This window comes from Oceanobacillus caeni, from assembly GCF_019037185.1.
GTDB lineage: Bacteria > Bacillota > Bacilli > Bacillales > Amphibacillaceae > Oceanobacillus > Oceanobacillus caeni.
Genome location: NZ_JAHHXM010000055.1, coordinates 1 through 15,150, shown reverse-complemented (window position 1 = coordinate 15,150; position 15,150 = coordinate 1). Strand labels below are relative to the sequence as shown.

Annotated in this window: 16 protein-coding genes and 1 pseudogene; 4 read left to right on the top strand and 13 right to left on the bottom strand. The window is 35.5% G+C overall.

Going from position 1 to position 15,150, the window contains the following annotated elements; translation table 11 throughout:
* Positions 1-171 precede the first annotated feature (171 nt).
* From KM885_RS18340 to KM885_RS17085, 8 genes and pseudogenes are all read right to left on the bottom strand, one after another.
* Positions 172-282 (bottom strand): annotated as a pseudogene (locus KM885_RS18340) (DUF6339 family protein); the annotation flags it as partial.
* Positions 283-439: 157 nt separating this feature from the next.
* Complete coding sequence (locus KM885_RS17115; protein ID WP_068672181.1) at positions 440-760, bottom strand: hypothetical protein; 321 nt, start codon at positions 758-760, stop codon at positions 440-442.
* Positions 761-877: 117 nt separating this feature from the next.
* Positions 878-1,288, bottom strand: a complete 411-nt coding sequence (locus KM885_RS17110; protein WP_068672182.1) for a hypothetical protein — start codon at positions 1,286-1,288, stop codon at positions 878-880.
* 88 nt (positions 1,289-1,376) lie between these two features.
* A complete protein-coding gene (locus tag KM885_RS17105; protein WP_068672183.1) occupies positions 1,377-1,673 on the bottom strand; it encodes a hypothetical protein in 297 nt (98 codons plus the stop codon).
* Positions 1,674-1,794: 121 nt separating this feature from the next.
* Positions 1,795-2,610 (bottom strand): DUF1835 domain-containing protein, encoded by an 816-nt coding sequence (locus KM885_RS18205; protein WP_068672184.1) that lies wholly within the window; start codon positions 2,608-2,610, stop codon positions 1,795-1,797.
* 253 nt (positions 2,611-2,863) lie between these two features.
* Entirely contained in the window at positions 2,864-4,150 is a 1,287-nt protein-coding gene (locus KM885_RS17095) for an McrC family protein (protein WP_216884305.1), read from the bottom strand.
* Positions 4,150-5,295, bottom strand: a complete 1,146-nt coding sequence (locus KM885_RS17090) for an McrB family protein (RefSeq protein WP_244987067.1) — start codon at positions 5,293-5,295, stop codon at positions 4,150-4,152. Before KM885_RS17090 ends, KM885_RS17095 begins: the two co-directional genes overlap by 1 nt.
* Positions 5,296-5,644: 349 nt before the next feature.
* A complete protein-coding gene (locus KM885_RS17085; protein ID WP_216884304.1) occupies positions 5,645-6,739 on the bottom strand; it encodes an NADH-dependent flavin oxidoreductase in 1,095 nt (364 codons plus the stop codon).
* Positions 6,740-6,923: 184 nt separating this feature from the next.
* Between KM885_RS17085 and KM885_RS17080 the strand changes: the two genes are divergently transcribed.
* Positions 6,924-7,118 (top strand): hypothetical protein, encoded by a 195-nt coding sequence (locus KM885_RS17080; protein WP_216884303.1) that lies wholly within the window; start codon positions 6,924-6,926, stop codon positions 7,116-7,118.
* Between the two features lie 50 nt (positions 7,119-7,168).
* Here KM885_RS17080 and cspD read toward each other — a convergent pair whose 3' ends face one another.
* Positions 7,169-7,366, bottom strand: a complete 198-nt coding sequence (gene cspD / locus KM885_RS17075) for a cold-shock protein CspD (RefSeq protein WP_047186766.1) — start codon at positions 7,364-7,366, stop codon at positions 7,169-7,171.
* A gap of 461 nt (positions 7,367-7,827) precedes the next feature.
* Between cspD and KM885_RS17070 the strand changes: the two genes are divergently transcribed.
* Both KM885_RS17070 and KM885_RS17065 read left to right on the top strand, forming a co-directional pair.
* Complete coding sequence (locus tag KM885_RS17070; protein WP_145543325.1) at positions 7,828-8,460, top strand: deoxynucleoside kinase; 633 nt, start codon at positions 7,828-7,830, stop codon at positions 8,458-8,460.
* 15 nt (positions 8,461-8,475) lie between these two features.
* Positions 8,476-9,150, top strand: coding sequence for a deoxynucleoside kinase (locus KM885_RS17065; protein ID WP_047186764.1), 675 nt, complete (start codon positions 8,476-8,478; stop codon positions 9,148-9,150).
* Positions 9,151-9,717: 567 nt separating this feature from the next.
* On the opposite strand, the gene KM885_RS17060 is transcribed toward KM885_RS17065, so the two are convergent.
* Both KM885_RS17060 and KM885_RS17055 read right to left on the bottom strand, forming a co-directional pair.
* Entirely contained in the window at positions 9,718-10,140 is a 423-nt protein-coding gene (locus KM885_RS17060) for a DUF192 domain-containing protein (protein WP_216884302.1), read from the bottom strand.
* A 150-nt stretch (positions 10,141-10,290) separates the two neighbouring features.
* Positions 10,291-12,387 carry a tetratricopeptide repeat protein gene (locus KM885_RS17055; RefSeq protein WP_216884301.1) on the bottom strand — a complete coding sequence of 699 codons (2,097 nt, stop codon included), beginning with the start codon at positions 12,385-12,387 and terminating at the stop codon, positions 10,291-10,293.
* A 240-nt stretch (positions 12,388-12,627) separates the two neighbouring features.
* On the opposite strand from KM885_RS17055, the gene KM885_RS17050 reads away from it, so the two are divergent.
* Complete coding sequence (locus KM885_RS17050) at positions 12,628-13,473, top strand: protein-glutamine gamma-glutamyltransferase (RefSeq protein ID WP_216884300.1); 846 nt, start codon at positions 12,628-12,630, stop codon at positions 13,471-13,473.
* Positions 13,474-13,611: 138 nt separating this feature from the next.
* On the opposite strand, the gene KM885_RS17045 is transcribed toward KM885_RS17050, so the two are convergent.
* Both KM885_RS17045 and KM885_RS17040 read right to left on the bottom strand, forming a co-directional pair.
* Complete coding sequence (locus KM885_RS17045; RefSeq protein ID WP_216884299.1) at positions 13,612-14,250, bottom strand: fumarylacetoacetate hydrolase family protein; 639 nt, start codon at positions 14,248-14,250, stop codon at positions 13,612-13,614.
* A gap of 241 nt (positions 14,251-14,491) precedes the next feature.
* Positions 14,492-14,983 carry a hypothetical protein gene (locus KM885_RS17040; RefSeq protein WP_047186738.1) on the bottom strand — a complete coding sequence of 164 codons (492 nt, stop codon included), beginning with the start codon at positions 14,981-14,983 and terminating at the stop codon, positions 14,492-14,494.
* Positions 14,984-15,150 lie beyond the last annotated feature (167 nt).

Below are 15,150 nucleotides of genomic sequence, written 5' to 3'. Positions count from 1 at the left end.
GAAAAGTATATTTAAAGAGTTAAAATTTTCATAGCAATTAAACTATTACTCTTTACAATTCAAAAATAAGGTGATATGCTAGAGCCACCATAAAGTATTTGCTGTCCCTCTCCCATTATCCAACCATCTTGTACATCCGCTTTTGTTTAAACCATAGCTCCTTTTTGGCATTCACCCAATTTTTTCACTGAAGAAGTCTGTTAACCAATATGGATTTTCTCTGTTCAATTCATCAAAGGTCATGTAACCTACCCACCATAGACGGGGTATGACATGCACAAATAACGACTGTTTTTCTCCGTTTTTAAAAAGACTCCATTGTTAATCCGTTTGTCATTTTTATCCTGTAATTCTTTTTTCAACCTGTAATATGTATAATCTTTAAACTGCAAATGCGCCCACAATCTTTCTTGAGTCGCTTGTGAAACGTCTAAATCTTTCAGATCGATATAAAGTGACCCGGTTGCCATTGATTGATTTTCCAAATAGCATCTTCCTGGACCAATTTGTATTTTGATTCTTCTGTACTGCATGGATTGTTTGTTCTTAATTGGAACAAGCGGAATACTAAAAGAAAAAACAATAATACAAACCCGAAAATAATACCATCTTGCACAACCATTCTATATGAATCATCAGTTTCTTCGACTTGTTGGTTAATGCTGTCCGCCACTTCACTTAAACCACTACCAATAAATCCTCCCGCAAGTAAAATGCAAATTCCCACGAAAATTAGTATACTGTTTTTCTTCTTTTCCAATTTCATTCTCCCTTTGACCTAAAATTATTTTTTATTCTTTACGCGACTAACCTGTATCTTTTACACGAGAAGAATTTTTCCACTTAAATCATCGCACCAGATCGTTAAAAATTTAAATTAGTATTTCGAAAATGTTGTGACACTACGATTTGATACCACTGTACGTGTTTCAAGTTCATTCAACCAATTCTTTTTGTTCAATTGGTATTCTCCATACTCATCCTTATATGTAAGCTGCAAAAGATTAATCGTTCTTGCTTCTTTAGGGACATTGATTGACTCTGGTAATACCTTTTTTCCATCCCAGTATTCATAAACTTCAACTGCATCACCATACTCCATAAATTCATCTAAAAATGAAATAAAGTGCCGTTTTTCATATCCTAAAATTTCATAAACATATGGCAAGGTTAAAGGTAACTTCATACAAAGAAGGTAATCCTCACCTGATACAATATCAATATTGTATGTTTCCAATTCCAAATCTTCCATAGGTCTCATAGTCGAAATTAATAGATGACTTGACATCAAAATCCATCCTTTTACATTATAAAATCTATTTTAGCTCCACTTACGCTCAACTTCCTGTAGTTAGATATATTTGTATTAAAGCTAACTAATTAGCCCAGTCAAAACTTCTTATGATAAATCCTTGTTTCTTGGCATATTCGTTAATCGCTTTAAGTAGTTTACTTTTAGAGGCGGAAAATGAATGATGAATTTCTCTCTTTTTATCTATTACATATTCTTCAAAAATAATAAAGTTTAATAAGTCCATCTTTTTAACGACAAATTGATTACATTCATATTCTCCACATCTAATATTACTTGAATATATAAAGTGAATAACTCCATCATAATATTCTTGATCAGTAATCTCAGTTTCCAAGAATTCTGTCAATATTTCTTGCATTGAAACACATCCTTTAATCAAATTCCATCACTTATATATACTAAATTGGCTCAGTTTAGCATAAATCATGATTCAACACTTCTTCCCGTTAGCACAAGATCCACTGTTCTTGGCGACTTCCCTACACAACTTTTATTTTATACATACGCATAGATTGAAGATTACCTTCATAAGCCAAATGATTAGAATGAATGAGTGCACGTATTCTATATTCAATCCAAGAGTCGGATAACGGTTCCTCCGAATTACCTACTACCTCACCAATAACTCTCATTGGATTAATAAACTCATGATTACTCATTTCATGATGCAGCCGTATCGCACATTCCAATATAAATGGGTCGTCCCTTGTTTCTACATCATCAACTATTTCTTCATTCTGCCAAGAGCGAACCATACTTTTACTATTTAACAACCTTTCCCCATCTCGTACATAATCGCTTTTCATATTCTCTGATAGTGGATAAGTCGAATGCTCTTGAAAATGGGCAAGCTGCTCCGCATTACACTCCCCCGTTTGGCGAATATTCATTTTGACATCTTTTTGCTTTGTATAATCATTCATGGCATGAAATGTATTTACATAACTTAACCCAACTTCCTTATCCTTTAACAAATAACAGCTAATTCTAAGTCCTATTTGCTCTGTTGCATTTTCACAAGTCCAAATCGTTACTTGCTCACCATCCCCTATTTCCAACAACTTTTGTAATGACTGATGATAAGTTGTTTGATCATCTTCCAAATAGCCCCACACTGTGTGAAATGAAGACTTCAACCAAGAAAAATAATGATGGATACCGTTTTCTTTATGAATGTTTGTAATTGGCCCAATCGAAAAATCAATTGGAAATCCAATAACTTGATGCTCTTTTTTCTTACTTAGAGTGTGTTTTAAACTACCTGTTGCAGCAGCTCCAAATATAAGATGAATCACGACACCGCCCCCTCCTTATCTAGCAATCACACCCTATCCCTATAGTTCCGTAGAAAATACATATAAAGTGAAACTCAATCAGTGGGGGTTTTCTTGCATCCCCCACTGATTGTTAGTTGAACTTATCAGGGCGCCACTGGCTGTTGTCCCCCACTTAGATTTCTTGGTTAACTCGAATTCTTGAAGTGAGGGTCTTACAGCCAGTTAAGAAGTGATAAATGGAAATTGTCCCATACTTGATGAACAAAAGCTTTTAAATAATACCTTCGATGTAAAGTACCAACACCTCTTCCAAATCCTCCAAAGTTCTATCCACATCATCCAACCGTATCATTTTCATCTCTATATATTTTTCAGGAACCGTATCTGGTACTAACCATTTTGGTAATAGACCTTGCTCGTTCAAAGCCGGATAAAGAATTATACAGCGTTGAGCAGTTTTATATGCTGTAATATAAGCATACATTTGGTAAATATCCCCTTGATTATAATTTAGGCGGGAGCCGGTAAAGATGCTTTTCCATTTCGTATCCAAGATCATTATAGGTATTTGCTCATTTTGCTCCATTCTCGATACGACGAAATCGGGTTTTAATGAAATATTCTCTCTACCGGAAAATACATTAACCAATAATCTTTTCTGTTGATGTTGCAAATCGACCTTATAGAATGTAGGTGCTAATAATTTTTTTAAACATTCACCAACATAAGCCTCGTATAGATCATTCATTTTAAATAAGTAAGAAAAAGCGATTTGTTTACTAACTCCCGAACTCATGATGGTTGATTGGATAATTGCGATTGCCAGCTGTAATACACCTTCATAATGTTGGTTTTGCCTATTGATCTCAATCGAGTCTAAAAAGGATTGCTCTATTCCATAGAGATCATCTACTTCATCCAGCATTTCAAAAATCATCCACATCTGCGTATGAAGAGATCCTTGTTTTACAAATGGTTTGATAATTTTTAAAGCCGCTTTTAATACTTGATTTAAAGGAACATTCGTAGAAAGCTCGTCAAATTCACAATAAGCATTCACGGATTGGTAGACATTTTTTTTAATATGCTGAGAAACTAGTAGTCTTCCTTTTAAATGTTTGAGATTATCTGTTTTTTGTTCGTAACTACGATACAATCCTCGTCTCAGTGTTTTATACATTTCCGTTACAAATAAATATGCCAATAAGTGAGATAAATCAACCTTTTCAAATTCACTAGTGGTACGGTTATTTAGCTGAACGGGTAATTGTTTGGTCACACGTAACATATTTAAAAGAGACCTTCGATTGAATGAGTTACTTTCCAAATTTTCATCTAGCTTAGGTAGTATTTCAATTCGAACGGTTTTCAATTGAATGATACCAACGAGATTGATAAAGCGAAGCCGATGAATTCCAATTTCTACTATATTCTCTCCTTTATATTTCTCATCCAGGAATTGAAGAAGATGTTCCCATTCTACATTTGTGAGCCCACTAGAATGATTATCATCCAGATGCAGCCAATCGAATGCTTCTCTGATTGTAATATTTTTCATTATTCATAAATCCCTTTAATATCTTCAACGGTAATATTTTCTTTAACTCGGTATTTTGGCGGGAAGTCAAAGCTAGTATAGTCTGTTGCATGCTTAAATAAAGCGGAAACATCTACTTTTTCCTGATAAATAATATAAGAATCTTGTTCACTCCTGCCAATTCCACCAAGTACCAAGCCAATTTTCTCCCAATCATCATAAAAATAATCTTGTAATAGAGGGATTATCTTATTTTGCATTGTCATGATTAATTCATCCAAAGTTCCAACATTAATAAAATAGGCATGTCCAATCCTATGATCCCTAATGTATAATGCTTCAATTCGTTGATTCATACGATGAAGGAGGGTTGGCAAATCAATATCTTCCACCTGTGTTAATAGAGATGGTAGTGGAACAATTTTTTCAAATCCAAACCTTCTTCTTAATGCAGTATCCATTAATGCAATAGAACGATCAGCTGTATTCATCGTACCAATAATATAGATATTCGGCGGAAGAACGAACGTATCCCCAGAATATGGGAGTTTTACACGTGTTTCATTTTCTTTTGTTAACCGTTTATCTTCCTCTAATAACGTAATTAACTCACCGAATACTTTTGAAATATTAGCCCGATTAATTTCATCAATAATCATGATAAATCGATTGGCTGAATGAAAATTAAACGCATCTTTTTGCTTAAATGCCTCCATTACTTTTTCTTTTCTAGTCTCGTAATCTTCCAATTGATTATTGGCTGATGTCAGTCCAGCATAAAGAGCATCGATTACAATTTGTTTAAAGACTCCATCTTTTGGTACAAATGCAGTTCCATCCGAACGTAATCCCTCAATAAAATCTTCATAAGAAAAGGATTGATAAAAAGTAATAAAGCGAATTTGGCCATTTTGTTGGTACTCTTTGTATTTTTCTTGAAAATCTTCTAATTTTTCTGAAGTTCGATTATAGAGTATCTCTAGTGACCTTGTAGAAACTTGATAGATTGTCCCGGTACCGGGAGGTCCAAACAGGATTGGATTTAGATTAAATGATAGTTCCTCATGTAAGTAGATATGCTCAACTGTTATCATCCATTCAACTTCTTTTTTAGCTTGTTCACAAATATATAGATTCACGTCATGAAGGTGTTTGATTGTCTTCAAATTTATAGATTCTGTAAATATTTTTCCTATCACGTACGCATTTTCATTGATACTGATCTTCGTACATTTCTTTATGATTTTCAAGAACTTCTTCTAATGTAATTCCTTTATATTTGTCAATAATGTTCTGGATTCTTTCCATAGGCAAGATGAATTCTCCTTATAAGGTTAATAGTTTTCTTTAAAGTGGCAGTGTCTCTTTTTAATGGTATAAACTTATAAATACTTTTTGCTATTTTTAATATTACTTTCCATTTTTATTTAACCATTAAAAAAACACCCCAGCTGCTAGATTTTTCATTCCAACTCCCGGGGTGTACCTTATGAAAGACAACCTCTTTTTTGTTTACTATTTAACGCCAGGTACCCAGCCAGGACGTGATTGCATCATGCGCATCATTTGTCCGGGAATGACATGATCACGTGTCATATCCATTTCTGTAATAACTTCTTCTCCTGCCTTCATTTTTTCAACCCAATGCGGTTCAATTAATAATTCTCGTCCCAATGCTAATAGTTCTGCACCTGTTTCCATAGCTTCTAATGCATCTTTTTTCGAATGAATGGCCCCCACACCAATAAGTGGTACACGACCATCAATAACACGATGTATGATTTTGATGCGATTTTCTTTCTCACCTTCGTAACGGCGTGCTAAGGAACGGAAATCTCCGAGTGAAATGTGTAAATAGTCAAGGGACTCATTCGCTAAACGATCTACAAGCTGTACCGTATGATTGAGCGTAATACCATCTTCTTCCCGCTCTTCTGGGCTAAACCGATAGCCAACGATAAATGAATCATCTGCAAATTGTTGCTTTACGCGATTGACTTCTGCTACAACTTCTAATGGGAAACGCATGCGGTTTTCAATCGTGCCTCCATATTCATCTGTGCGTTTGTTTGTGAAACCAGAGAAAAATTGTTGTAGTAAATATGTATTGGCACCGTGTATTTCAACGCCATCATACCCTGCTTCAATGGCACGACGCGTTGTTTCACCAAATGCTTTCACAATTTCTTGAATCTCCTCAACTGTTAATGCGCGTGCCTTTCCCCCATCTGCCGCTATCGTATCACTTGCACTGACAACATCGCCATTTGGCACAAGTTCACGAGGCGACTGTCTACCTCCATGGTATATTTGTAAAATCGCTTTAGCGCCACCTTTATGAATCGCCTGTGCTACTTTACGTAAACTATCAGTATAAGCATCCGTATGTCCCGCGAATTGGCCCGGGAAGCCTTTACCGCTTGGAATTACATATGTACATGCCGTAATCACGGCCCCTACTCCATATGAACGCTCTTCATAATACGCTAATTCTTCGTCCGACACCGTATCATCTGGATTAGCAGAATATGTCGTCATCGGCGCCATCACATAGCGATTACGAAGCTCGACACCGTTATGAAATGTAAATGGTGTTAAATAAGTTGTCATTCTACTTCACTCCTTGTATTTCATCGTAAAAGAATAAGTTTTATTGGTCAAAGGTTCTGCCTGTCCTCCTGTGAAACGTATAAAAAAGAGTTATCCTCTACAATGATGAGCATAAACCCTATTTAACTTGGAGCCATTTTAACTTAAAAATGATATGTTGATGTAATACTTCAGGTTTTTTGTAATGGTTCGTATCAAAGAGTCTATATCTATTGCAGTAGAAGGATGCGAATATTACGGAGGTTGCTACGAGTTGGATGGAACAGGTTACGTCTTAGAAAAGAAAAAATATATGAAGGCAAAATTAAAAATGAGTCCGGTATACTACCGAACTCATTTTGAACAATTAACTGATGAAATAACCGAGTCTAACTTTTAAGTGTCACTTCAGTTAGTTTAGGTTACAGAAGAACTTTTTACTATAAATGATTATTTAACAACGTTAGCTGCTTGTGGTCCACGATTACCTTCTTCGATATCGAAAGAAACTTGTTGACCTTCTTCTAACGTTTTGAAACCGTCGCCTTGAATTGCTGAGAAGTGTACGAATACGTCGTCTCCACCTTCAACTTCGATAAAACCGAAACCTTTGTCTGCATTAAACCATTTTACTGAACCTGTGTTCATATGAAATTCCTCCATTGTGCATCATGCACGTTTATTACTTTGGTTGTTCTGATATTAATTCAAGACGATGATATACGTTGTAAAGATATGACATAGGTCCTGTATTGCTAACACGAACAATTAAGTTACTCTAAGTATAACACGTATCACTCTAAAAAGATACTGTATTTTTTAAATTAATTAATAGTACCATCTAAGTCTGTTTCTTGTTGATAAAACATCCGACACAAATTAAATCAATTTCATAATTGCCCTTTTTAATAATGTATGTAAATCACTAAGTGGAACATCAATCTTTTATATTACATTAAGTAATATCTCACATTATAATGAATTACGGAAGAGAGTGTAGAGAAATTTGCATAAAACTTCCAATTACAGAAAGATAAAAACTTCCTATACCTGTGTTAGAATGGTAAGTTGAGAATGAGGCAATGGTAAAAGTAGATTGGAGGATTAGCATGGCCAACATACCCTTTATTACAATTGAAGGACCCATTGGAATTGGAAAGACCTCACTTGCTAAAAAGCTATCTAGTCATTATAATTTTCATTTACTAAAAGAGATAGTAGAGGAAAACCCGTTTTTAGATAAGTTTTATGAGAATATGGAAGCATGGAGCTTTCAAACAGAAATGTTTTTCTTATGCAATCGATTTAAGCAATTAGAGGATATTAAACAACAATATTTGTCGATGGGGAAACCTGTAATGGCTGATTATCACATATTCAAAAACATGATTTTCGCTCAGCGTACCTTATCCTCCGACAAAATGATTAAATTTGAGAAGATCTATGAAATTTTAACCGAAGATATGCCAATGCCTAATATGATCATTTATTTACACGCTAGTATCGATACTATGATGAATCGAATAAAGAGACGTGGTAGAACCATAGAGAAAAATATACAAGTATCCTATCTTGAACAATTGTCATCGGATTATGAGGACTATATCAATTATTTAGAAAGATCTCATTCAGATCTCTCCGTTATCCGAATTGATGGCGATATAATGGACTTTGTTCAATATCAAAGTGATTTAGAAGAAATTATACAAATGGTCGATGAACAACTTAGAAAATTAGCATAATAAAGGGGGATTCGGATGAATCTTAGAGAAAAGTACCAAATACCTGGTGATAGCGTCATTACTATCGCAGGTACAGTAGGCGTTGGCAAATCAACCATGACAAAAGCATTAGCCAATGCACTTCAATTTAAAACATCATTGGAAAAAGTTGAAACAAATCCATACTTAGAAAACTTTTATAGTGATTTTAAACGCTGGAGTTTCCATTTACAAATCTACTTTCTTGCAGAGCGTTTTAAGGAACAGAAGAGAATATTTGAGTATGGTGGAGGATTTATACAGGATCGTTCCATCTATGAAGATACAGGGATTTTTGCAAAAATGCACTATGAAAATGGCAACATGTCTAGGACGGAATATGAAACGTATACTAAATTATTCGAATCCATGGTAATGACACCTTATTTCCCCCATCCTGATTTACTTATTTATTTAGAAGGTCCTTTTGATGTAATATTAGAGCGAATTAATGAACGTGGAAGGACAATGGAGAAAAGCACCCCTACTTCTTACTGGGAAGAAATGTACCATCGTTATGAAGATTGGATAAGTAATTTCAATGCTTGTCCAATTTTAAGAATAGACATCACAGACTATGACTTAATAAAAGAGGATAATACCCTTGATGTTATATTAGAAAAGGTCGGAAATTTCATTCGGGAACCTAGACTACGTTCATCTAAAAGTTAAATAGTAATAAGGGTGGTTATTTAAAACTATCCTTATTTCTTCCGTGTCTAGCTCCAGCGCTAAAGCCGTAGCGAGACTTCCTTCACCTCCGTGCGATAAAGAAGACTTGCCGATGGTGAAACCAGAGGCTTAGTCGCACTTATACCCTTGTGGTGAAAGTCAACATCGACTCAAAGTACTAAAGGAAGGCCGACTAAGTACGGCCTTTGCGGCCAACGTCGGCATACCCCTATGAAGGGGCATGTTTCCTTTATCTCCTACGGAAGTGGAATGTCCGATTAAAACCGCCGCTTTGCGCGGCAACATCGGACCACCTGGCACGGCCAGGCGCAGTCCGTACGTCGCTATACGGGCGCTTCCGCTTTTCTTTTCATTATCCTCTAAAGTTCTATCTACATCACCCAACCGTATCTGGTACTAACCACGAGAAGTTTTTTAAATGCTGCATTAACATACATTTGGTATTAGGTGAACAGAAAATTGCAAGGTCAGTAACTATCCAAAGCCTCTATTAAAAACGAATTCATATTCTGATTCATCTTAATCCGCTCACTGAACCTCTCATGACTAAGTCACGAGGTTCCAAGGTACTTTCCTTAATGTCCCATCAAATTTCACATAATCCCCCTCTTTGATTTGGTTCTTTTCAAACCATCCAAGATTCACTTCAATGGCATAATGATAAGAAACTTGTGGATCATAGATAGGACATATATCTCCCATACAAGGCGCCATATCCATTATTTTTAGAATTTGCCCATCTGAATCAAGAAAAGCAATGGATAAAGGAATGTATGTGTTTTTCATCCAAAAACCACCATATATTTTTCCTGGAAACACAAATAACATCCCCTCATTTTCGGGTAATCTTTCAACAAACATTAAGCCTTTTTCTATTTTTCCTGGAGTGTCTGCAACATGAACGGTTAATTTAATTCGCCTGTATCCGCTAAGTATTATGATCGTTTTTGTTTTTAAGCTGTTTGTCATGTTCCCACACCTTCACGTATTATTATAAGTAGTTTATTGCTCGCCAAGTGTAGATGTTCCAGATGTCAAGACGTGAAACAGTATAAAAAGCCCTAGATTTATTCAAAAAATCTAGGGCTTCATGTCTCATTAACTTTTTACAAAATATAATTAACTAATCATATTCATCAACTCATATTGACGTAATTTTAACTCAAACAAGGTAAGCGGGTCTCGATAGATTTCGGGTTTTTCGCGCATCTTATTTAAGGAATCGTTATGTTTTTCAATATTCTCCTGCACTTCTACTATTAAACTATGAAGCTCATTTTGTGGATTGGAGAAAAATCGATTAATATCCCATTCAATGGATTCCTCGAACAATTCTAATTGTTGTATGAACGAATTAATGATTTCCCCTGTTATTTCACTATAATCCACATTTTCAATATGGTTTTTATATTTAGTATGGAGCATATCATTATTTTTCGAAATCGATCCTAAAAGTTTTCCCACACCCTTTAAAAACAGCTGGGAAGGATTATTACGCAACAATATATTTACCTTTTCAAACCGTAGCACTCCCCTTGAGATACGGTCTATATCTCGTTGCCAGTCATCCAATACCTTAAAGTCACCTGTCAATGTAAGCTTCTCTTCATTAAATTGTTGGTTCATACTTTCGTTAAAGGCATTACATCTATTCTGGCTGTCCTGGAACTCTCTTTCGCAATCCTCTATCCATGCTTGAAAACTATCTTTAAACTCAGGTAGGGCATTCTTTTCCATGTAGTCTGTAATCCGTCTATTCATTTCTTCATTTAATTCAATATGGATTTTAGAAAAGTCACTGTCCTCCTTCACTAATTCGGAACAACTTCGAAGGATTTTGGGCAATTCAACCTTAATATTCTTGGTTAATTTATTTGTTAATTTATGGAACGAATCTGTCATGATGCTGGCTTTTTCTTTTTCCATCTCACCTAACTGATGTTGAATATCATGCAGTTCTGTTAGGACTTCTTCGTTCCAATTAATTTCTTCCAAAATAACATTTTCCAATTCTACCCTTTGTTCTAACATAAACTCGATTGCAGCTTTAATCAAATTCCGTATTCTGGTTGGACTTGCCACATCCATATTAAATTCATCTAACATAGGCTTCATAAATTCAGATAAATCTTCTAACAAGCCTTCTCTCTCCGCCCATGTTTTAATAGAATTCAAAAGCTCCATTCCTTCTTGGCCGCCATTTGGGTTAGGAGTTGAATTTTCGAAATGGTGTTCAGCTTCATTAATTACTGTGGCAGCAATTTCGGATGGAAAAGTCTCTTCCCAGGCAAGAACTGCGCTTGATGAACGTAAGGTATCAGAACCAGAAGACAACTCTATCCAATTCGCTAAATGATTGTTTACTAAATTCGAAATATCCTTTATTAAAAACTCTCCGCTAATTAAATAGAAATACGATTCTTCAAATAAGGCCGGGAGCTTTTTGCAGGTATAAGAGGCTTCCATGCCGTAATTCAAGAGAAGTTGGTTAATCACTTCTAGCCATTGGATATAAAAGTCACTTTGTTTATAACTGATCCACAATCCTTCAGTCAGACTTTCAAAACGATATTTATCGATTTGTAATAATGTTGCTAGCACTTCATTAAAATAGTTTGGTTCCATGTTGGATGTGAAACCTTGCCTAGCATACCCTTCTAAAATCTCAAACCATGATAGAGATTCCGTTCGTATTGCCTCATTAACTGCAAGCTCTACTGCGCTATCCCAATCTTTGATATCCTCAAAATAAGTTTTGGCTATTTCTGTTACATTGGGATAATCCGGATTTAACGTAACAGCATTTTTAATTGTATCAACAGATTTTTCTAGTTGACCTTGTTGTATATACAGAGAAAAAAGCCGCAGTAAGACTTCCGACTTCAACTTAACGGATTCCGTTTGAACCTCCATATAATATTTTTCTGCGTGATCCAATAACCCCATTTCCATATGCGAATCTGCTATATTTTTCTGAGCCCATGGAATGAATTGTTCGTCTAAAGGATATTGCCACTTATAAATTGCCGCTTCATAATCTTTATTCAAGAAGTAAACTTCCCCTTGAGCAAAACGAATAGCGGATAGCTCTGGCCGTTCCTTTTGCATTTCCTCCATGTACATTTCACCCAAAAGCTTGATTGGGTGTTCTTCTTTGTTTTTATCTATAATCGTTTGATAATAGGATTTATTAATTAGTTCATTCTCCGTTGACACAATAATCCCCCACATCATTATTTATTTTTTATGTGATTACAATTTTTTAGAATACATAACTAATATAAGATATACCATTCATGAATTAAACACAATAATATCATAAAAAGCTCCATATGTATTAAGATTGCGCCCCATGGGAAGTCCAAATTTTATATTCGGATGTAGAAATACACATTCAAAAGAAGGCCGAATATGCTGGTAAAAACACTAATGATGGTTAGATAGGAGGAAAAATTATTGATACAACTAGCAGGAATGGATTTTCAACCAAGCGACATGTGGCAAACGGATGACATTGAAAGGTTAATCATTCGGCTAATGCAAGATAATCCCATTGTTTATTCGTATCAGTCCAAAGATGAATTTTTGTTTGAAATTAAGTTGCGAAAAAACATCATAGTAAGTGCAAAAGCCATGAATCAAGGCAATTCACCATTTTCACTACTAGCAGAATCTCGTTGTAATCCCGAATATTGGCTATTGACAAATGCTGGTGGATTCCAATTAAGGGATGGTGTAAAACCATCTGATGCGATTCGAGACATCTACCAAAATAGTTCACTATATGCATTTGAATGTGCTACCGCAATAATGATTATCTATTACCATGCCGTTCTAAATAGTATGGATGAAAATGCATTTAATCAATTATTCCGAAATCTCTATTTATATAGTTGGCATGCTGATCCCGATCTTGGAATACACAACATTATAACGAATTATATCTTACCTGGAGATGTCGTCTACTTTAATAATCCAGATTATAATCCGGAAACACCTTGGTGGAGAGGAGAAAATGCCGTTGTTCTTGGAAATGACACATATTTCGGACACGGAGTAGGAATAGAGAGCGCTGAACATATGATTGAATTTTTAAACAAGACAAGAAGGCCAGGAAGTAATCTATCAGCCTATCTGAAAAATTTTGTCACAAGACCATCGTTTAAACATTTAGCAAAATATTCGATGTTGCCACGGGCTTATATAACTCCCAAAATTCTGCATCCCATTATACTCCATAATCAAAGTTCCATTTCATATGATCAATACCTATACTATTTAAATAAGGTTTATAGTCCCTAAAAGAACTTTCAAACATAAAAATAAATGAACTCCGGAAGACCGGGTCTATTTCCCGTTTTCCGGATAGATGTTGGCCTTTATGACTTATTTATAACCCTCTGCAAAAATGATACAAGGCAGCGAATGAAAAGTAAAACTCTATTTGAGTGCAACTGTACACTCACCTAATATTTCCTTATCCCAAAACAACTTTAATTTATCCCCATTTTCGACATTTCCTACCCCTTGAGGTGTTCCGGTGAATATAATATCCCCTTCCCCTAAACCAAATTCAAGACCTACAAAATCAACAATCGTTTGTAAATCAAAGATCATATCCTTTATATTTCCAACCTGAACTGTCTTCTCATTTTTTTCTAGACTAAAGTTTACTTTTTTACAATCTTCCACACCCGGAAAGGGAATAAATGGAGTGATAATTGCTGAATTTTTGAATCCTTTAGCCAATAGCCAAGGCTGGCCTTTTTTCTTTAAATCATTTTGAACATCTACTAGTGTCATGTCAAGCCCAAGAGCCATGGAATGGACTAGCTCATCAACTGTAATACCTCTTTTATAAGATTTGCTAACTTTTAAAACTAATTCCGTCTCATACCTAATGGCTCCTTTGTCCTTAGGCAGCACAATTTTTTCACCATTTGCCTCAACAAGTGCATGAGATGGTTTTAAAAAAAGGAAAGGCGATGTTGGTACTGGATTATTTAATTCTTTAGCATGCATAGCAAAATTACGACCAACACAATAGATATTATTCATGTGATTATTTTTTAAATTCATTTTGCACCTCTTCCATTACATTTTCCTATACATTAGGTAATATATATTCATTTTTTTAATTTGAAGGAAGCATGGCTCACGATATTTTCCCTCAGCACAATATTCCTACAGTTGCTTCACCAATATGAAATTCATCATGGTGTACCCCTTTATTCAAACCGACTGTTGCGGCTATTGGGTCAGTTAGTCATATTCTATCACTCTAGTGCCCGAACTCTACCCTATTTTTGAGGAGTGGTCTTTACAACAACTTTCGTAGAGTTCTGAACATGATAAAGAAAATTCCATTGAATAAAGCTAGCGTCAATCCATCAACGATAATCGCATCGAACATCCCAGTTGGAACCGTTTGAAACAATCGCAAAAACGCCCCGCCTAACAGGTGCGCAAATAAAAGAAGCCCGACATCTCTTAAAGAACGATACCATCTCACCTTATCACGCCAATAAGCCCCCACGATTATAAGAAGCATAAAGTTTATGATATTTATTAAAAAAGATGGAGAGTCATCACTGAACATGCCATCATCCAACTGCCATGACGGCATCCAGCTCACCGCAATAAGAAAATTCCCGATGATCATTGCAAGCAAAATAGGTTGGAAGAACTTCTTATCATGCATTTTTTCCTTGTTTCGTTTATTCTCTTTCATTTCCGCACTAAGCCATGGCTTTAAGTCTCTATAGCGAATCGTGCCAATTCTAGGTGAACTTCTGTCCCTATCATATGGCATCTTCGGCAATTCATCGTAACCATTCTTGTAATCTTCTAGCTGTACCCTATTAACATTTACCGCTGAGCTATAGACTGGGATATTGTTTTGAGTGAACTACCCCCTCTTACCACCCTCACGGGTTGCTTGAAGTGGGGGCTTCTTGGGTAATCGCCACTTTTGGTAGC